The organism is Caldimonas brevitalea, from assembly GCF_001017435.1.
GTDB lineage: Bacteria > Pseudomonadota > Gammaproteobacteria > Burkholderiales > Burkholderiaceae_C > Caldimonas > Caldimonas brevitalea.
This window is the reverse complement of sequence record NZ_CP011371.1, coordinates 3,093,817-3,115,021: the sequence shown is the minus strand read 5'-3', so window position 1 is coordinate 3,115,021 and position 21,205 is coordinate 3,093,817. Positions and strand designations below refer to the sequence as shown.

Annotated in this window: 4 protein-coding genes; all 4 read right to left on the bottom strand. The window is 70.0% G+C overall.

The annotated features are described in order from the left end of the window. Positions 1-11 precede the first annotated feature (11 nt). Positions 12-611: a TIGR00645 family protein gene (locus AAW51_RS13585; RefSeq protein WP_047195043.1), complete on the bottom strand. Its 600-nt coding sequence runs from the start codon at positions 609-611 to the stop codon at positions 12-14. A 216-nt stretch (positions 612-827) separates the two neighbouring features. Further along, positions 828-1,655, bottom strand: coding sequence for an inositol monophosphatase family protein (locus tag AAW51_RS13580; protein WP_083438277.1), 828 nt, complete (start codon positions 1,653-1,655; stop codon positions 828-830). Further along, positions 1,652-3,250 (bottom strand): MBL fold metallo-hydrolase, encoded by a 1,599-nt coding sequence (locus tag AAW51_RS13575; RefSeq protein WP_047197780.1) that lies wholly within the window; start codon positions 3,248-3,250, stop codon positions 1,652-1,654. The genes AAW51_RS13580 and AAW51_RS13575 overlap by 4 nt, the downstream gene beginning before the upstream one ends. A 39-nt stretch (positions 3,251-3,289) precedes the next feature. Then, complete coding sequence (locus AAW51_RS31180; RefSeq protein WP_047197779.1) at positions 3,290-21,166, bottom strand: non-ribosomal peptide synthetase; 17,877 nt, start codon at positions 21,164-21,166, stop codon at positions 3,290-3,292. Positions 21,167-21,205 lie beyond the last annotated feature (39 nt).

Sequence of the window (21,205 nt, the reverse complement as noted above, 5' to 3'; positions counted from 1 at the left end):
CCCGACGGCCGCTAGCGCCCGGCGTGCCCCGCCGCCAGCAAGCGGTCGGTCATCGCGATCGCGAGCGCCGAAGCGAGAAAGGCCACGTGGATCAGCGTCTGCCACATCAGCACCTTGAGGTCGTAGTTGGCAGCGTTGATGAAGGTCTTGAGCAGGTGGATGGACGAGATGCCGATGATGGCGGTGGCCAGCTTCACCTTCAGCACCGACGCGTTCACGTGGCTGAGCCATTCCGGCTGGTCGGGATGGCCCTCCAGCCGCAGCCGCGACACGAAGGTTTCGTAGCCGCCGATGATCACCATGATGAGCAGGTTGGAGATCATCACCACGTCGATCAGCGCCAGCACCACCAGCATGATGATGGTTTCATTGAGCGCCTGCGGAACCGCGTCGGCCTTGTAGCCGATGCTGGCGGTCAGTTGTCCCAGGGCGGCCTGGCTGCCCCATGCGGCCTCGATCAAGTGAACCAGCTCCACCCAGAAGTGATAGACGTACACCAGTTGGGCCAGGATCAGGCCGAGGTACAGCGGCAGCTGCAGCCAGCGGCTCGCAAAGATCAGGGACGCCAAGGGCGACAAACGGGTCAGTTGGGCATCGGGGGCGGGCGTCATACGTGGCAAACAAACCTCGACAAGGACGGTGACATGACATGGCCCCGACGGAGGCTGCGCCCGGAGGTGGGATCCGGGCCCAGTCGCGGGGCCATGGGCGGTTCAAGGGCGCGGAACTGTAGCGTGTCCGGATGGCAGCAGGGCCTTTCCCCGTAGCCTCGCTCGGCATTGACGAAAGACCGAAGACGCAGAGCGCAGATCGCGCTGCGGAGCGTCTCAGTCACGCAACACGGCCACCGCCGCTTCGAGCAACGGCTCACGGGCCGCCGCGATGACGCAAGGCCCCATGTCCGGTCCGAGCGGCCGGCCGTGCCAGTCGCGCACCACCCCACCGGCTGCCTCGACGATGGGCACCAGGGGCAGCACGTCGTACGGGGCCAGGCCCACCTCCACCACCAGGTCGACACAGCCGCTGGCCAGCAAGCCATACGCGTAGCAGTCGCCGCCCCGGCGCGACAGCGCGCAGTGCTGGGCCAGGCGTTGCGCCGCCGCCGAGGTCGACACGTCGGCCACCTCGGGTTCGAACAGACAGGCGCGCGCCTGTGCCAGCTCGGTGCAGCTGCTGGTGCTGCAGACGCGCGGGGCTGTGCGCCCCTCGCAGTACCAGGCCGCGCCGCCCTGCACCGCATGCCAGCGTTCGTCCAGCGCCGGCATGTCGAGCACGCCCAGCACCGGTCGATCGCCCTGCAGCAGGCCGATCAAGGTGCCCCACAGCGGCACTCCGCAGACGAAACTGCGGGTGCCGTCGACCGGATCGACATACCAGGTGAACCCGCCCTGCCCCTGGCGTCTGCCCGACTCCTCGCCGACAAAACCGTGGCTCGGCCAGTGGCGCGCCAGGCGCGAGCGCAGCAAGGCTTCGACGTCCCGGTCCACGGCTGTCACCGGACTGCCGTCAGCTTTGCGCTCGACCGCCCCGCCCTGGCGGAAGCCGGCGAGCGAGAGGCCACGCGCCTCATCGGCGAACTGCAACACGACCGGCAGCCAGCCGGCCACCGCCGATTCGACGCCCGAGGGCGCGGCCTGGTCGGCGCCATCCTTCACAACAGCAACTCCATCTTGCCGAACAGCACTTCGGCATGTTTGCCGTGCGCCCGCACGGTGGCTTCAAGGAGACGGGCTTCCTTGAACTGGATCGACTCCTCCGAATACAGGATGCTCGTCAGGTGGGTCAACCACGGCTCCGCGCCCATCGCATAGACGAACAAGCGCTTCGGCACGAAGTATTGCTGGAACCGGTGGGCCATGGCGGCATTGCAGCCATCGAGGCGGCGCGCCTGGTCTTCGCCGTGGGTCAGGGTCTTCTGCAACATCGGTCCATACAGCCAGGTCGCCGGCGCGCCGACACATTCCATGCCGAGGAACATGCACTCCACGCGCGGCAGCAGTTTCCGGAGCGGCGCGTAGAACTCGGGCGCGGGCGGATTGGAGTCGGCGAGGAACAAGCAGGCGTTGCCGTGCATCTCGACGCCGTAGACCAGCTTGGCGCGGATGTCGAGGTCGCCGTGCTCACCGTAGAACGGCGCACCGACGATACGGCCGCCGTCGAAGGTGATGCTTTCGTACTCGCCGAGCTCGATCACCCGCTCGAAGCCGCAATGCTGCAGCAAGTGCTTCAACGAGATGTCCTGCAGGCTGCCGCCGGCGGCCCGCCCGACCACCACATGGTCGATGCGGTGGCGCAGCCTGAGCAAGGTTTCCAGCACCACGTGGTCCTGATGTGGATGGGTGATCAGCACATAGTCGATGCGCGGCGGCAAATCGTCGAAGGTGAAATGGTCGAGCGCCGATTCGCCCGGGTAGCTGATCAGCGGGTCCACCAGCACGTTGACGCCGGCTCCCTGCATCAGCACACAGGCATGGCCGAAGTAGCGCACGCGCACACTGTCGGCCGGGCCCGACGCCGCTGGGTCGGGCGGGCGGACCGGCGCCAGTATGTCCTGTATCAGCGGCAGCTGCCGTGCGGCATCGCCGAGGTGCGGCCGCACCATCTCCAGCAGCTCGTTGACGCCGTGCGACCCGTCGTACAGCGATTGCCACAACGGGTCAGCAAACGGCACCTTCAGTTCCAGCGAGGCCGGCGGCCGCGCCAGCTGCGGCGTGCTGAGGATGAAATCGCGCGGCCCTTCGACCGCCTTCTCGAGCCGCACGCTCTGCAAGGACGTGTCGTACAGCGGGCTGTCGTAGAAGCACGGTTCGATGAAGCGGGCCGAGGGTTGTTTGCAGACGTCGTACGCAAGTTCGACACCCTGCCGCAGCAGGTCGTCGACCTGCGGATACAAGCCGGCCAGCGCACCACCTTTGGCCGAGCTTTGCAGCAGTCGAAACAGGTTTTGCACCGCGGCGGCCCCGCGCAGCGGCAAGGCGCAGCGCCGCAGTGTCTCATCCTTGAACCGGCGGATGTCGTCCGGGTCCCCCGGGTGGTCGATGAAGGGGCCGCCGCGCAGCTCGGGCAGCTGCACACAGGCGCGGTGCTGCTCCGGGTCTTCGAGGTAGGAATCGAGCATCGCCAGATGCGAGTGCCGCGTGTACAGCCCGAACGTCAGCGGCGACACCAGAAACGGATGTGCGTACCAGGAGTTGACCAACGGGACGCTTCGGACGCCCGCGGCGAGTGTGTAGGGAGCGGAGTGGTTCATGTCGTTCACACCTTGAGTCCTTTGTTGTATGCCATGGCCTCACCCGCCCACCGGCAGCATGAGGTCTTGGTCCAGCCGCCGGGCCAGCGACGCGACGTGTGGCGGTTGCAGCATCGTCATGTGATTGCCCTCGCCCCGCAGCAGCTGCACCTGCGCGGCAAAAGGCCGCCAGCGCTGCAACAGCGCGGTCTCCCACTCGGCCGCGGTCGCGGTGTGGTCGGCCACGGCGACCACCTGCAGCACACCCGGCCAAGCCCCCTGGGGCCGGTAGCGCGTGTTCAAGTGGGCTTCGAACACCCGCACCATGCCCTCCAGGGCCTCGGACGAGGCCGACGCCGGCCACAACTTCGCGCCGGCCAGCGCCGCGTGCAGCAGACGCAGCTGGGCGCCCCGGTCCTGCGCTTCCAGATCGCCGCGCGACAAACCCAGCGGTCGGCCCAGCCGCAGTTCGAACAGCTCGCACAACTTCAGCAAGGCCTCGAGCCGTGAGCGGCGTGGATGGGCGTTGGCCAGCTCATCGGGCGGCTCGGTGTCGAGCACCGTCAGCGTCGCGACCTGCTGGCCCGCGGCGCTCAACTGCCGCGCCATCTCGTAGGCCACCCAGCCGCCGTAGGAATGGCCCAGCAGGTGGTAGGGCCGGCCATCGGCCGCCGGCCTGATCGCCTCGAGGTAGGCGCGTGCCGCCGCCGTGACGTCGTGATGCGGCACGAGTTGGCCGCACAGGCCGCGCGGCTGCAGGCCGTGGAGGGCCAGGTGCTCGGGCAGCGCCTGGGCCAGATCTGCGAACGAGGTCACGCTCGCGCCCGCCCCCGCGATGCAATGGAGGGTGCGCCCCCGGGCCGCGCCACCGGTGCCGGCCTTGACCATCACGACCGGGTCGTGCCGGAAGGCGCCGCAGTCGGGCGGATCGGCCTCGGCGCGCCGCAGTTCGGCCGAGATCGTCGCCCCCAGGTCGGCCGCATGCGGCGGCTCGATCATCGACATGTGGTTGCCACCCACCTGAATGCGCTCGACCTCGGCGGCCACCGTGTCCCAGCCGTTCACCATCCAACCCGGGAAGGGGTTCTCGGTGGCCGGGAACAGCGTCGCCTTGATCGGCAACCGCGGCAGGGTGTAGGCCAGCCGGGCGAGCTTGAGCGTGTGCTGCACCGCGAGGTAGCGCTCCAACACGTCGAGCGGCATTTCGGCCGGCAGGAAACCGTCGTCCTGGCAGGCCGCCAACATGCCGCGCGTGTCGCCGGCGTCGGCCAGTTGGTGCAAGCGAGAACGCAAGTCCTCGGGGATGTCGTCGGGCACGCGCGACAGCACGCTGGCCAGCGGCGACGGGTCGACCGGTGCGTAGCTCGGCGAGTCGATCAACCCAAGGAACTCGACACGCTCATCGACGCCGAGCAGCTGCTGCGCCATCTCCCAGCCGATGGCACCGCCCGCGCACCAACCGACCAAACGATACGGCCCCTGCGGCTGGACCTGGCGGATCGCCTGGATGTACGCGGCCGCCATCTCTTCCAGCGACGTCAACGGCTGCTCGCCTTTGACATAGCCGATCGCCGACAAGCCGTAGACCGGCACATCGGGGTCGATGCCCGGCAGCAAGGCCGTCACGTAGCCGATCTCGCCGAGCCCGGGGTGGATGAAGAAGACCGGGCGCGACGTGCCCGAACGGCGGAACGGCGTCAGGTTGGAGGCCAAGGGCTGCGCCGACTTGCCGGCCACCGCGGCCGCGAAGCCGCTCAGCGTCGGGTCGGCGAACAGCGGGCGCAGCGTCAGGTCCACGCCGAGTGTCTGGCGCAGGCGCGACATCAGCCGCACGCCCAGCAGCGAATTGCCGCCCAGGTCGAAGAAGCTGTCGTAGCGCCCCACCCGCTCGAGCTTCAGCAGCTCGCACCACAGCTGCGCCACCGCGGCCTCGATCTCGCCTTGCGGTGCGTCGTGCGGCGGCGGGCTGCCATCGGGCACCACGACGGCCGTCTGGGGCTGCGGCTCGGGCAGCGCCTTGCGGTCCAGCTTGCCGTTGGGTGTCAGCGGCATGGCCTCCAGATGCACAAAGGCGGCCGGCAGCATGTACTCGGGCAGGCTTTGCGCCAGTTGCTGCCGCAAACGTGCCGGTGCCAAGGCCTGTGCGGCGCTGTAGTAGGCCAGGAGGCGTTGATCGCCGGCCTCGTCGGTGCGTGCCAGCACGGCCACCTCGCGCACGCCCTCCACCTCTGCCAGGCGCGCCTCGATCTCGCCCAACTCGACCCGGAAGCCGCGGATCTTGACCTGGAAGTCGCTGCGCCCGTGGAACTCGATCGTGCCGTCCGGCAGCCAGCGCCCGCGGTCGCCGGTCTTGTACATGCGCGCCGTCGGGTCGGCACTGAAGGGATCGCGCAGGAACCGTTCGGCCGTCAGCTCGGGGCGTGCCAGGTAGCCGCGCGCCACGCCGGCACCACCGATGTAGATCTCACCGACCAGGCCCACCGGCACCGGGCTGTGGTGGGCGTCCAGGATGTAGACGCTGGTGTTGCCGATGGGGCGGCCGATCGGCACGCCGTGCGCGCCCGGGGGCAGCGCCGTAATGTGGAAGGTGGTCGCGAAGGTGGTGGTTTCGGTCGGGCCGTAGCCATTGAGCAGGTGCTGCGGCGGCCGAGGACCGGCCAGGGTGCGCGCGATGATGCGCGGATCGAGCGCGTCGCCGCCGGTGATCAGGTAGCGCAACTGCCCGAAGGAATCCGCCAGCACGTCGGCGTACTGGTTGAACAGGCCCACGGTGAGCCACAACGCGCTCACCCCCTCGGCCTGCAGCGTCGCCCGCAGCCCGGCGGGGTCGAGCATGACGGCCTGCGGCACCACACACACCCGTGCGCCGTTGAGCAAGCCGCCCCAGATCTCCCAGGTGGCGGCATCGAAGACCGGATTGGCGCCATGCGCGATGCAGTCGTCCGGCGTCAGCGGCGCAAACCCTCCGTTGACGGCCAGCCGCAGCACGTTGCGGTGCTCCACCATCACGCCCTTGGGGGTGCCGGTCGAGCCGGAGGTGTAGATCACATAGGCCAGGTGGCGGGCCTGCAGCCCGAGCGCCATCGCATCCGGGTTGGTCTCGGGCAGCACGGCGAGCGCCTCGGCCATCGCATCGACCACCACCACCGGCTGTGGCAGCCCCGGCGAGGCGGGCAAGCGGGACTGCAGATCGGACACGGTCAGCAAGGCCACCGGGGTGCTGTCGGCCAGCATGTGCGCCAGCCGGTCGGGCGGGTAGCTCGGGTCGAGCGGCAGGTAGGCGCCGCCGGCCTTCAAGGTGGCAAGCATCGCCACCACCATCTCGAGCCCGCGCTCCATGCAGATCGCCACCCGGTCGTCGGGCCGCACGCCCAGGCTCAGCAGGTGATGCGCCAGCCGGTTGGCGCGGCGGTTCAACTCGGCATAGTTGAGGCGCCCGCCTTCGCCGCTCAGCGCCGTCGCATACGGCGTGCGCTCGGCCCAGGCCTCGAACACCTGGTGGATCAAACCGTCGTGAGGGTAAGCCCGCGCCGTGTCGTTGAAGCGGACCAGCACCTGGTCGCGCGCCGCCGCGTCCAGCAGATCGAGGTCGCCCACCCGCCGCCCGGCATCCTCGGTCATCGATTCCAGCAGCCGCACCAGATGGCCGGCCCAGCGGGCCACGGTGTTGTCGTCGAACAGGTCGCTGGCGTATTGCAAGTGCCCCACCACACCCTCTTCGGTCTCGTCCAGCAGCAGCGACACGTCGAACGGTGCGGTGTGGTTGGCCTGGTCCAGCCCGCTCAAGCTCAGGCCCGGCAGCGCCACCTCCTGGCCCTGCGGCGTGTTGTGCAACGTCAGCGTGGCCTGGAACAGCGGGTTGTGGCTGAGGCTGCGGGTCAGCTGCAGTGCGTCGATCACCTGCTCCAGCGGCAGCTCCTGGTGCTCGTAGGCGGCGAGCGTGGTCGAGCGGACCTGCGCCAGCAGCTCGGCCACGCTGGCATCGTCGTCCACCTGCACCCGCAGGGCCAGCGTGTTGACGAAAAAGCCGATCAAGGGCTCGAGCTCGGTTCGGTGGCGGTTGGCCACCGGCGTGCCGACGACGATGTCGTGCTGGCCACTCAAGCGCGACAGCAGCGCCGACCAACCGGCCATCAGCGTCATGAACAAGGTCGCCCCATGGCGTTGGCCGAGCGCCTTGAGATCGGCCACCAGCGGCGCCGGCAAGGCCAGCGGCATGCGGCCGCCGACGTGGCTCTGCACGGCGGGGCGTGGCCGGTCGGTGGGCAGCTCCAGCAGCGTCGGCGCGCCGGCCAGCCGCGCCTTCCAGAACTCGAGCTGTCGCTGCAACACCTCACCTTGCAGCCAGCCACGCTGCCAGGCCGCATAGTCGGCGTATTGCAGCGTCAGCGGCGGCAGCGGATCGGGGCGGCCTTGTGCGTAAGCGGCATACAGCGCGCTCAACTCCTCGACCAACACGCCGATCGACCAGCCGTCCGACACGATGTGGTGCTGCGTGATCAGCAGCACATGCTCGTCCGCCGCCAGGCGCAGCAGCTGGCCGCGGATCAGCGGGCCTTGCGCCAGGTCGAAGGCGGTGGCGGCTTCGTCGGTCGCCAGGCGCGTGACGGCGAACTCCCGCTCCGACTCGTGCAAGTCGGCCAGGTCGCGCTCCGCCAGCGCGAAACCGACGTCCTCGTCCGCGATGATCTGCACCGCCTCCCCGTCCACCGCGTCGAAGCGGGTGCGCAGCGCCTCGTGTCGCGCCACGACACGATCCAGCGCGCGGCGCAGGGCCACCCGGTCGAGCGTGCCGCGCAGCCGCAAGGCGGCCGGCATGTGATAAGCCAGGCTGGCCGCCGGGTCGACCTGCGCCAGCACCCACAGGCTCTGCTGCGCCCACGACAGCGGCAGCGGCTGGCGGCGGTCCACCGGCACGATGGGCACCGCGGTCGAGCGCCGGGCCTGCGCCAGCGCCTCTGCAAAGCCGGCCAGCGTGGTGTGGGTGAACAGCTCGCGCAAGGCAACGTCCAGCCCCATCACGCGGCGCACACGGGCGATCAGTTGCACCGCCAGCAGCGAGTGGCCGCCCAGCTCGAAGAAGTCGTCCTGGCGCCCGACACGCTCCGCTCCCAGCAGCGACTGCCAGATCTCGGCTACGGCCTGCTCGGTGGCGCCTTGCGGCGGTTCGTAGGCTCGCGTCGCGAGGGCCGATGCGTCGGGCGCCGGCAAGGCCTTGCGGTCGATCTTGCCGTTGGGGGTCAGCGGGAAGGCATCGAGGGTGACGAAGGCGCTCGGCACCATGTAGTCGGCCAGGCGCCGGGCCAGTTGCTGGCGCAGCGCCGCCGCGTCCAGCGGCTGTGCGTCCGAGACCACCAGGTAAGCGACCAGGCGCGGGTCGCCCTCGCCGCTCTCGCGGGCCACCACCACCGCTTCGCGCACACCTTCGCAGGCCGTCAGGCTGGCCTCGATCTCGCCCAGTTCGATGCGGAAGCCGCGCAGCTTGACCTGGAAGTCGTTGCGCCCCAGATAGGCCAGCGTGCCGTCGGGCTGCCAGCGGGCCAGGTCGCCGGTGCGGTAGAGCCGCTGGCCGGGCTCGAAGGGGTCCTGCACGAAGCGCTCCGCGGTCAGCTCGGGGCGGCCGAGGTAGCCGCGCGTCACGCCGACACCGCCGATGTACAGCTCGCCCGGCACGCCGACCGGCACGGGCTGCTGCGCCGCATCGAGCACATAGACGCGGGTGTTGGCGATCGGCCGGCCGATGTGCGGCGCCGCCTCGGTCAAGCGCGCGAGGGTCGACCAGATCGTCGTCTCGGTCGGGCCGTAGAGGTTCCAGACCTCCGGCACACGCTCGAGCAACTGCTCGGCGAGGTTGACCGGCAAGGCCTCGCCGCCGCACAACACTTTCAGGGGCCGCGGCAGCACCGGCCAGTCTTGCTGCATCAGCAAGCGCCAGGTGGACGGCGTGGCCTGCATGATCGAAACCGCCCACCGCTCCATCAAGGCGCGCAGGCGCTCGGCGTCGGCCGCATCTTCACGGGTCGCCAGCACGATGCGGGCGCCGCACAGCAGCGGCAAAAACAGCTCCAGCCCGGCGATGTCGAACGACAGCGACGTGACGGCCAGCAGCACGTCGTCCGCGCGGATGCCCGGCGCCTGGCTCATCGACAACAGGAAGTTGACGACGTTGCCATGTTCCACCATCACGCCCTTGGGCCGCCCGGTCGAGCCGGAGGTGTAGATGACGTAGGCCAGGTGGTGTGGGCTCAACCCACTGACGGCGGGGTTGCTGGTGGCACCTGCCGCGATCTCCGGCCACTGCTCGTCGAGCAGCACCTGCGGCACCCCGCCGGCCGGCAGCAGCGACTGCAGGCTGCGCTGCGTCAGCAGGCACAGCGGCCGGGCGTCTTCGACCATGTAGGCGAGCCGGTCGGCCGGATACGCCGGGTCGAGCGGCACGTAGGCGGCGCCGGACTTGAGGATGCCCAGCACACCGACCACCATCTCGGGGCTGCGCTCGACCGCCAGCGCGACCAGGCCGTCCGGCCCCGCGCCCAGCCCGCGCAGATGGTGGGCCAGCTGGTTGGCGCGCCGGTTCAATTCGGCGTAGCTGTAGCGCTGCTCGCCGCACACCAGCGCCGTCGCGTCGGGCGTGCGCTGCGCCTGCGCTTCGAACAGCTGGTGGACACACAGGCCGCCCGGCAGCTCGGCCGCGGTGTCGTTCCAGCCGAGCAACAGCTGCTCGCGCTCGGCCGGCGGCAGCACGTCGAGCGTGCGGCTGGCCCGCTGCGGGTCGTCCTGCAGCGCTTGCAGCAGCTGTTCGAGCGCGGTCTGCATGAAGGCGCAGACGCGTTCGGGCGCGACGCCCGCGCTGACCTGCGCGGTGAGCAGGAAGCCCTCCCCCTGGTCGTCGACCGAGAGTGTCAGCGGGTAGTTGGTGCGCTCATGGTTGCCGAGGAACTCCACCTCGTCGGCCCCCGCCGCCGGCGCACCGTGTTCCGCCGCCTCGGCGCTGTAGCGGTAGTTCAACAGCGACGTGAACAGCGGTGACCGTGCCGGCACCGCGCTGCAACGCTGTGCCAGCGCGAGGGGCGCATGTTCGTGGCGCAGCAGCTGCGCCAACAGCGCATGGGTGCGCTGCAGGGCCGTCGCCACTCCCTGGTCGTCGACGGCGATGCGCACCGGCAAGGTGTTGATGAACAGACCCAGCACCCGGTCCGCCTGTGCCCCGCCCTGCATGCGGCCGAACAGCACGGTGCCGAACACCACGTCCTGCCGCCCGGTGGTGCGTGCCAGCACCAGGGCCCAGGCCTGGTGCATCAGCGTGGCCGGGCTCACGCCCAGCTTGCGGGCCTGCTGCCGCACGTCGCGGGCCAGCGCCGGCGGCAAGGCCTGCGCCGCTTCGGCAATACCGCGCCCGTCCCCTCGCACGTCGAGCAGCCCGAACGGCGCGGTCGGCTCGTCGATGTCGCCCAGCAGCGTCTTGAAGAACGCCTCGTGCTCGGCGGCGGTGACGCCCAGTCGTGCCTGGGCCACGAAGTTGCGGAACGGCGCCGGCGGCGCCAGTGCCTCGCCGCGGCCTTGTTCGATGGCTTGCGCCTCGTCGACCAGCAACTCCAGCGTCGTGTGGTCGACCGCGAGATGGTGGGCCACCACACCGAGCAGCCAGCGACCGTGCGGCAGGTCTTGCGCGACGTGGCAGCGCAGCAGCGGTGCCTGGCGCACATCGAGCCGTGCCTTGTGCGGATCGCAATGGGCTTGCAGCTGCGCCGCGATGTCACCCTCGGCCGGGTCGAACTCGATCCACTCGACCGGCAGCTGCGCCTGTCGGCGCACCACCTGCAGCGGCTGCTCGAGCTGCTCCCAGGCAATGCCGGTGCGCAGGATGTCGTGCCGGTCGACCACCTGCTGCAGTGCGGCGAGGAAAGACTCCAGCCGGGCCTTGGACTTGAACGCCACCTGGTAGGCCTCGACATACGCGTCCGCCTCGGGATTCAACAGGTGGTGGAACAGCATGCCTTCCTGCAGCGGCGCGAGCGGGTAGATGTCTTGCACATTGGCGGCCCCGCCTTCGACACCGGCGACGACACGCTCGAGGCTGTCGGGGTCGAGCGTCACCAGCGTCAGCATCTCCGGCGTCAGGTGGGTCGCATCCGGCGGGATCCGGTTCGGCGGCACCTCGACGTCGTGACCCTCCGCCTGCACTTGCAGCGCCAGATCGGCCAGCGTCGGTGCGGTGAACAAGGCCCGCACGTCGGCATGCAGACCGGCACGGCGCATGCGCTCGATCAGGCTGACGGCCAGCAGCGAGTGGCCGCCCAGCTCGAAGAAGTTGTCATGGCGGCCGACCCGCTCCAGCTTCAGCAGCTCGGCCCACAGGCCGGCCAGCGCCACCTCGGTGGCGCCGATGGGCGGCTGGTGCTCACCGGTCGCCCGCTGCGCGCGGGCGTCGGGTGCGGGCAGCGCCTTGCGGTCGAGCTTGCCGTTGGGGGTGAGCGGCAGCTCGGCCAGCTGCACCACGTCGGCCGGCACCATGTAATGCGGCAGGCTGGCGGCCACGTGGCGACGCAGCGCCTCCGGGTCCAGGGCGGCCTCGCCTGTGCAATAGGCCACCAGCCGCTGGTCGCCGGGCTGGTCCTCGCGGGCAATGACGGCTGCCTGCGCCACCCCTTCGTGGCGGCACAGCACCGCCTCGATCTCGCCCAGCTCGATGCGGAAGCCGCGCAGCTTCACCTGGTGGTCGTTGCGCCCCAGGTATTCCAGCGTGCCGTCGGCGCGCCACCGCGCCACGTCGCCGGTGCGGTACATGCGGGCGTCGGCCTCGGCCGCGTAGGGGTCGGGCAGGAAGCGCTCCTCGGTCAGGTCGGGCCGGCCGAGGTAGCCTCGCGCCACACCGGCGCCGCCGATGTAGATCTCGCCGAGCACGCCCACCGGGACCGGCTGCCTCAGTGCATCGAGGACGTAGATGCGCATATGGGTGATGGGCCGGCCGATCGGCACCGCGCCGTCCGGCAGCGGCCCGGTCACCTCGTGCACGACACACCCCACGGTCGCCTCGGTCGGGCCGTAGTGATTGAAGATGCGCATCTCGGGTGCCTGCTCGCGCCACCATTGCAACGCGGCGCCTTTCAAAGGCTCGCCGCCGAGCACCAGTGTGCGGATGCGGCCGGCCACGGCGTCGGCCGGCAGGGCCTGCTGCAGCAGCGCGAGGTGCGAGGGGGTCAGTTTGACCGGCGCCAGCTCGCGGCCGGCCAGCAGTTGCTCGCGCCACACCGCGAGGTCGTTTCCTTCGGGGCACAGCCGCACCGGGCGGCCGCAGAGCAGCGGCGGGTAGACGCTGGTGAGCGTCAGGTCGAAGCTGAACGAGGTGAAGACCAGCGAGCCGTGGCCGTTCTGAACGTCGAACTGACGTGCGGCATGGCAGGCGTAGTTAACGATGGAACGGTGCTCGATCATCACGCCCTTTGGCCGCCCGGTCGAGCCGGAGGTGAACAGCACATAGGCCAGCTGGCGGGGTGAAAGCCCGACCGCCTGGGTGTCGAGGTCGCCGTCGTCGTGGCGTGCGATGCGCGGCCAGTCTTCGTCCAGCCTCAGCACCTCGGCGCCGTGGGCCGGCAGCAGCGGCTCGAGATGGCGCTGCGTCAGCAGCACCGAAGGCGCGGCGTCTTCCAGCATGTGCTGCAAGCGCTGCGCGGGATAGCCCGGGTCGAGCGGCACATAGGCGCCGCCGGCTTTCAACACGCCGAGCAGCGCGACCATCAGGTCCACACCGCGTTCGGCGCAGACCGCCACCAGGCGGTCGGGCCCGACGCCGCGCGCGCGCAGCTCACGCGCCAGCTGGTTGGCGCGCGCGTTCAGTTCGCGGTAGCTCAGCTGGCGGTCGCCGCAGATCACCGCCAGTGCGGCGGGTGTGCGTCGCACCTGCGCCTCGAACAGCTCGTGTAGGCAGCCCTCCTGGCCCGCGTCACCGGCCGTTCCGTTCCACTCGACCAGCAGCTGGTGGCGCTGAGCCGCATCGAGCACGGGCAATCGAGCCACGGCCTGGGTGTCATCGGCCACCATCGCGTCGAGCAGCGTCAGCCAGTGGCGCAGATGGGCTTGCACCGTATCGGCGTCGAACAGTGCGGTGGCGTAGTTCAACGTGCCGCGGATGTCGTCGCCGGTGTCTTGCAGTGTCAACGTCAGGTCGAAGTGGGCGCGGGTCTGCGGCGTGGCGAGCGGCGTCAGCGCGAGGCCCGGCATGGTCAGCTCACCGTCCGGCGTGTTCTGCCAGTCCAGCATCACCTGGAACAGCGGCGTGTGGGCCAGGCTGCGGGCGGGCTTCACCGCCTCGACCACCTGGTCGAACGGCAAGTCCTGGTGCTGCTGCGCCGCCAGCACCTGCGACTTGATGTGGTGCAGCAGCTCGGCCACGGTGCGGTCCTGCCCAAGGTCGATGCGCAGGGCCAGCGTGTTGACAAAAAAGCCGATCAGCGGCTCCACCTCGGCGCGGTTGCGGCCCGCCACCGGGCTGCCGATCACCACCTCGTCCTGGCCACTGAGTCGGGCCAGCAAGGCGGCCCAGCTCGCGAGCAAACACATGTAGGGGGTGACGCCGTGCTGGCGGCCCAGGTCCTTCAGCGCCTGGCTGAGCCGCGGCTCGAGCCGGACCTCGAGGCTGGCGCCGGCATGGTCCTGCAGGGCCGGCCGGGGGCGGTCGGTGGGCAGCGCCAGCAAGGCTGGGGCGGCCGCCAGGGTGCGCCGCCAGAAGTCGGTCTGGTGCTCGAGCGCACCGCCGGCCAGCCGGTCTCGCTGCCAGGCGGCGTAATCGGCGTATTGGATCGCCAGCGGCGATAGCGGATCGGCGTCGCCCTCGAGCCACGCCGCGTAGGTCTGGCTGAGTTCCTCGAGGAACACCGCCACCGACCAGCCGTCGGAGACGATGTGGTGCATCACCACCTGCAGCACATGCTCGTGTTCGCCGAGCCGCAGCAGCAGCACACGCAACGGCAGCTGCTGCCGCAGGTCGAAGGCCCTTTCGGCGTGTTCGTCGAGCCGGCGGCGCACCGTGGCATCCGCGTCGGCCTGCCCGCTCAGGTCCTGTTCGTCGATGCGGAGCTCGGCCTGGGCCAGCAGCGCTTGCACCGGTTGACCTTGGTGCAGTGTGAAGCGGGTGCGCAGCGCCTCGTGCCGGTTCACGATGTGCTGCAACGCGCGGCGCAGCACGGCCGTGTCGAGCGGGCCGCTGAGCTGCACCGCGCCGCTGATGTGATAGGCCTCGCTCGCGCCCTCCATCTGGGTCAAGAACCACAGGCGTTGCTGGGCGAGCGACAGCGGCAGCGGGGCCTGGCGGTCGGCCGGGGGGATGGCCGCGTGGGGGCTGCGCGCGGTGGCTTGCACACGCCGCGCCAGCCGCGCCAGCTCGGGGTGCTCGAACAGATCGGCCAGGGGCAGTTCCACCTCCAGCCTCTCGCGCAGCCTTGAGACCAGCTGCACCGCCAGCAGCGAATGCCCGCCGAGATCGAAGAAGTTGTCATGGCGGCCGACACGCTCGAGCTGCAGCAGCTCGGCCCACAGCTGTGCCAGCGTCTGCTCGACCTCACCTTCCGGTGCCGCGTACGCCCGGCTCACATACGCCTGGCTGTCGGGCGCCGGCAAGGCCTGGCGGTCCAGCTTGCCGTTGGGTGTCAACGGCAGCTGCGCCAGCCGCACATAGGCGGCCGGCACCATATAAGGCGGCAGCTGCTGCACCGCCTGCTGGCGCAGCACCTCGGCCGGCGGTGCGTCCTCGCCGGTGTAATACGCCACCAGCCGCTTGTCGCCCGGCTGGTCCTCGCGTGCCAACACGACCACCTCACGCACGCCAGGCAGCACCGCCAGCTGGGCCTCGATCTCGCCCAGCTCGATCCGGAAGCCGCGGATCTTGACCTGGAAGTCGTTGCGACCGAGGTATTCCAACGTGCCGTCGATCAGCCAGCGGCCCAGGTCACCGGTCTTGTACAGCCGCTCGCCGGGCACGAACGGGTTGTCGACGAATCGTTGTGCCGTCAGCTCCGCGCGGTTCAGGTAGCCACGCGCCACGCCGGCCCCGCCGACGTAGAGTTCACCGGTCACGCCCACCGGCACCGGCTGGCGCTCGGCGTCGAGCACGTACAGCCGCAGGTCGGGGATACGCCCGCCGATGGGGCTGGGGCCCGGCCGTTCGGCGTCGCCCGGCTGCAGCGCCCGCCAGGTCACGTGGACGGTGGTCTCGGTGATGCCGTACATGTTGCTCAGCTGCGTGTCGCGGTTGATCTCGCGCTCGTACCACGGCTTCAGCGTGCGCAGCTCCAGCGCCTCGCCGCCGAACACGATGTGGCGCAGCTGGTGCGGCTGGTGCGCCTCACCTTGGGCCGCGATCAGCTGCTGGAAGGCGCTGGGGGTCTGATTCAGCACCGTGATGCCTTGCTCACACAGCAGCTGGTGGAAGGCGACAGGTGAGCGCGCCGTCTCGAGCGGCACGATCACCAGGCGGCCGCCGTGCAGCAGTGCGCCCCAGATTTCCCAGACGGAAAAGTCGAAGCCGATCGAGTGGAACAAGCTCCAGCGGTCTTCGGAGCCGAAGCCGAACCAGGCGGCCGTCGCGCCGAACAGGCGAGCCACTTGTGCGTGCTCGACCATCACACCCTTGGGCTGGCCGGTGGAGCCGGAGGTGTAGATCACGTAGGCCAGGTGCTGGGGCTGGACGCCGACGTCGAGGTTGTCGGTTGGGCCGTCTGCCCAATGCGGTGCGTCAGCCTGCAGGTCGATCACAGGCAAGCCGTCGAGCTGGCCCAGAGCCTGGCGTCCCCTGGCGTCGAGCAGCACCAGCCGGGGTTGGCTGTCTTGCAGCGTGGCCAGCAGCCGGTCAGACGCATAGGCCGGGTCCAGTGGCACATAGGCGCCGCCGGCCTTCAAGGTGGCCAGCAATGCCACCACCATGTCGACACTGCGCTCCGTGCACAAGGCGACCAAACTGTCCGGCCCGATGCCGTGCTCCTTGCGCAGGTGGTGCGCCAGGCGATTGGCCCGTGCGTTCATCTCGCCATAGCTCAGCTGCTCCTCGCCGTGAACCAACGCGATGCCCTCGGGCGTGGCCGCCGCCTGCGCTTCGAACCGCTGGTGCAGGCAGTAGCGCGGGTACTCGTCACGGATCTCGTTCCAGCCGTGCAGCAGCTGCTGGCGCTCTGCCTCGGGCAGCAGCGGCAACCGGCTGACAGGCTGCTGGACATCGGCCACCAGGGCCTGCAGCAGCTCTCGCCAGTAGTCGAGGTAGCGTTGTACGGTGGCGCGCTCGAACAAGGCCGTCGCGTAGTTCAGCACGCCGGCGATGCCGGCCTCGCCTTCGTGCAGTGACAGCGTCAGGTCAAACTGCGCAGTGGTCTGCGCCGTGTCCAGCGCTTGCACGTCCAGCCCGGGCATTTGCAACTCACCCGTGGGCGCGTTCTGCCAGTCGAACATCACCTGGAACAGCGGCGTGTGCGACAGGCTGCGCGGCGGCTGGACTGCCTCCACCACCTGGTCGAACGGCAGGTCCTGGTGCTGTTGGGCCGCCAGCACCCGGGCCTTGGTGTGCTGCAGCAGTTCGGCCCCCGAGGCCGCTTTAAGGTCGAGGCGCAAGGCCAGCGTGTTGACAAAAAAGCCGATCAGCGGCTCGAGTTCGGCCCGTTGGCGCCCGGCCACCGGGCTGCCGATCACCACCTCGGCCTGCCCGCTCAGGCGCGACAGCAAGGCCGCCCAGCTGGCCAGCAGCGTCATGTACAGCGTCACGCCGTGGCGCTGGCTCAGCGTCTTCAAGGCCTGGCTGAGCGCCGTGTCCAGTTGCACCGGCACGACGTCGCCGCGGTGGTCCTGCTGCGCAGGCCGCGGCCGGTCCGTGGGCAGCTCTAGCAGCGCCGGTGCGCCGGCCAAGGCCTCGAGCCAATACGCTGCTTCGGACTGCAGCCGACCTTCGGCCAACCCGCGACGCTGCCAGGCCGCGTAGTCGGCGTACTGCAGCGCCAGCGGCGGCAGCGGGTCGGGCCGGTCCGCAGCGAACGTCCCATACAGCCGGCTCACCTCGTCGAGCAACACGCCCACCGACCAGCCGTCGCACACGATGTGGTGCATCACCACCTGCAGCACATGCTCTTGCTCGCCCAGCTGCAACAGCAGCACCCGCACCGGCAGGTCCTGCCGCAAGTCGAAGGGTCGGGTGGCATGCGCGTCCACGAGTTGACGGGCGCTGGTCTCGATGTCCGACGCCTGCCGCAGGTCACGTAACTCGATGGGCAACCGCGCCTGCGCGGCAACCTCCTGCACCGGTTCGCCGTCGACCACCGCGAACCGGGTCCGCAGCGTTTCATGCCGGTCCACGACACCCTGCAAGGCGCGCTGCAGCGCATCCGTCTTCAGCTCGCCGCGCAGCCGCACGGCCCCGCTGACGTGATACGCCTGGCTCACACCCTCCATCTGGGCCAGGAACCACAGCCGCTGCTGCGCCGGCGACAAAGGCAAGGGGGCGCTCCGATCGGCGGCCTCGATGGCGGCCTGCAGCGCCCGCTCCTCGCCCGCAAGCCGGGCCGCCAACTGCGACAGCACCGGCTGCTCGAACAGGGCCGCCAGCGGCAAGTCGACGTCGAGCGCCTTGCGCACGCGCGAGATCAGTTGCACCGCCAGCAGCGAATGACCGCCCAGCGCGAAGAAGTTGTCGTGGCGCCCGACCCGCTCGACCTGCAGCAACTCGGCCCACAGGCCGGCCAACACCTGCTCGGTGCGGCCTTGCGGCGCTTCATAGACCTGGCTCGCATACGCCCCGCCCTCGGGCGCCGGCAGCGCCTTGCGGTCGAGCTTGCCGTTGGGCGTCACCGGCCAGTGTTCGATTTGGACGTAAGCGGCCGGCACCATGTACGCCGGCAGACCTTGCGCGGCATGCTGGCGCAAGGCTTCGGGCGCCGCCTCGCCGCTGTAATACGCCACCAGCCGCTGGTCGCCGGGCTGGTCTTCGCGCGCCAGCACCACCACCTCCTGCACACCGTCGAGCTGCGCCAGCCGCGCTTCGATCTCGCCCAATTCGATGCGCAGCCCGCGGATCTTCACCTGGAAGTCATTGCGCCCGAGGTAGTCGATCGCCCCGTCCTCGCGCCAGCGCCCCAGGTCGCCGGTCTTGTACAGCCGCGCTTCAGGGTCGGCACTGAAGGGGTCGGCGATAAACCGCTCGGCGGTCAGCTCGGGCAAGTTCAAGTACCCGCGCGCCACCTGCACACCGCCGATGTACAGCTCGCCCGCCACACCGGGCGGCACCGGGCGGCGCTGTTCGTCGAGGATGTACATCTGGGTGTTGGCGATCGGCCGCCCGATCGGCACGCTGGTCCCCACCTTGCCGGGCTCGCAGGTCCAGGCGGTGACGTCCACCGCCGCCTCGGTCGGCCCGTACAGGTTGTGCAACTGGGCCTTGGGTAGCTGTGCCAAACAGCTGCGCGCCAGCGCCGCCGGCAAGGCTTCGCCGCTGCAGATCACACGCTGGAGGCTGCGACATGCCGCGGCACCTTCATGTCCCAAGAACACCTGCAGCATCGACGGCACGAAGTGCAGCGTGGTCACACCCGCGGCCTGGATCAGCTGCGCCAGATAGGCCGGGTCTTTGTGGCCTTCCGGGCGGGCCATCACCAGTTGCGCGCCGGTCATCAGCGGCCAGAAGAATTCCCACACCGACACGTCGAAGCTGAACGGTGTCTTCTGCAGCACCACGTCGTGCTCGCCGAGCCCATAGGCCTGCTGCATCCACAGCAGCCGGTTGACCACCCCACGGTGTTCGTTCATCACACCCTTGGGCCGGCCGGTCGAACCGGAGGTGTAGATCACGTACGCCAGGTTGCGCTTCGTGAGCCCGGTGCTTGCGAGGTTGTCGGTGGACAGCGAGGACCAGGCGGCCGAATCGGCCTGTAGGTCGAGCCCGCCCTGCCCCAGCGCCTCACGGCCCGCCGCGTCGACCAGCACCACCACCGGGGCGCTGTCGTGCAGCATGTGGCGCAGCCGCTCTTCGGGGTAGTCGGGGTCCAGCGGCACATAAGCACCGCCGGCCTTCAGCGTGGCCAGCAGCGCCACCACCATCTCGACGCTGCGCTGCAGACACACAACCACACGCTGGTCAGGCCCCACCCCGCGGCGGCGCAGTTCGCGCGCCAGCTGGTTGGCCCGCGCGTTCAGCTCGGCATAGCTCACGCGCTGCTCGCCGGCCACCACCGCGATCGCCTCCGGCGTCCGCTGCACCTGCGCCTCGAACATCTCATGCAGGCAGCGGTCGTGCTCCGCGTAGCGCTGCGCCGTCGCGTTCCAGCGGTGCAGCACCTGCTCGCGCTCGCCGGCCGGCAGCACGTCGAGCTGCCGCAACGGCTGCTGCGGCGTGTCCTGCAGCGAGGTGACGATCTCCTCCAGCGCCGTCCGCACGAAGGCACAAACGCGCTCCGCGGCAACACCCGGCCCAGCCTGCACCGTCAACGCAAAACCCTGCCCCAGATCGTCGACCGACAAGGTCAGCGGGTAGTTGGTGCGCTCGTGGCCCCGCAGCATCTCGACCCCGTCCTCATCCCCCGCCCCGGCGTCGGACTCGGCCGGCGCGCTGTGCCGGTAGTTCAGCAGCGACGTGAACAGCGGCGTCTGCGCCGGCACGCCGCTGCAGCGCTGCGCCAGCGCCAGCGGCGCATGCTCGTGACGCAGCAGCTGCGCCAGCAGCGTGTTGACCCGCTTCACCCCGGCCTCCACGCCCTGCCCATCGATATCCACGCGCAACGGCAACGTGTTCATGAACAGGCCCATCGCACGGTCGGCATCGGCGCCGCCCTTCATCCGGCCGAACAACACGGTGCCGAACACCACGGCCGAGCGCCCGGTCATGCGGGCCAGCACCAGGGCCCAGGCCAGGTGCATCAGGCTGGCGGCGCTGACCCCCAGCTGGCGCGCCCGGGCTCGCAGCGCCTGCGCGAGCGCCGCGGGCAGCACCTCGCTGGCCTCGGTGATGGCACGCCCGTCCCCTTGCACATCCAGCAGCCCGAACGGTGCGGTGGGTGCGTCGATGTCGCTCAACATGGCCCGGAAGAACCGCTCGTGCTCCTCCTGGCTCACGCCCAGCCGGGCCTGCGCGACGAAGTTGCGGAACGGCACTGGCGGCCGCAGCTCGGCGCCCCGGCCCGATTCGATGGCCTGGGCTTCCTCGACCAGCAGGGCCAGCGTGGTGTGATCCACCGCGATGTGGTGCGCCAGCACGCTGAGCAGCCAGCGCGCCTCGGTCGCGTCCTCGGCGGCGTGGCAGTGCATCAGCGGGGCCTGGCGCAGGTCGAGCCGATAGCGGCCGGGCTCGAAGCGGGCCTCGAGCTGATCGGCGATGGGGCCGTCGCGCGGGTCGAGGTCGAGGTAGGCCACCGGCAAGGTCGTTTGGCGCCGCACCACCTGCACCGGCTGCGCCAGCCCCTCCCAGGCGATGCCGGTGCGCAGCACGTCGTGGCGGGCGATCACCTGCTGCAGCGCGGCGAGGAAACGGTCCAGCCGCGCACGCGAGCGAAACGACAGCAGATACCGTTCGGTGTAGACGTCGGCAGCCGGGTTCAGCAGGTGGTGGAACAGCATGCCCTCTTGCAACGGTGCCAACGGGTAGATGTCCTGCACGTTGGCGGCGCCGCCCTCGACACCGGCGACGATGGTGTCGAGGGCCTGCTGGTCCAGCTCGACCAGGGTCAGCATCTCGGGCGTGATGCGCTGTGCGTCGGGCGGCACGCGCAGAGGCGGCACTGTGACGGCATCGGAGCCGCGGGCGGCATAGTCGCCGCGCCGCAGCAGCTCGATCAGCGCGGGCTTGTGCTGGCGCAGCAGCGAGATCAGGGCCGCGTCTTTCAGCGCCTGCTCGTCGCCGCTGACCGCGAGGTCCTGGCCTTTCAAAGCGAGGGTGAGGCCGCGGGCGTCCAGCAGGGCCAACAGGTCGGTCATGTTCACGGGCAGGGTTCCTTGGATCGGTTGCAGGTCGGC

What these genes read in the sequence shown, in the direction of transcription:
- AAW51_RS13585 (WP_047195043.1), bottom strand. Translation starts at nt 611, where the DNA reads ATGACGCCCGCCCCCGATGCCCAACTGACCCGTTTGTCGCCCTTGGCG.
- AAW51_RS31180 (WP_047197779.1), bottom strand. Translation starts at nt 21,166, where the DNA reads ATGACCGACCTGTTGGCCCTGCTGGACGCCCGCGGCCTCACCCTCGCT.
- AAW51_RS13575 (WP_047197780.1), bottom strand. Translation starts at nt 3,250, where the DNA reads ATGAACCACTCCGCTCCCTACACACTCGCCGCGGGCGTCCGAAGCGTC.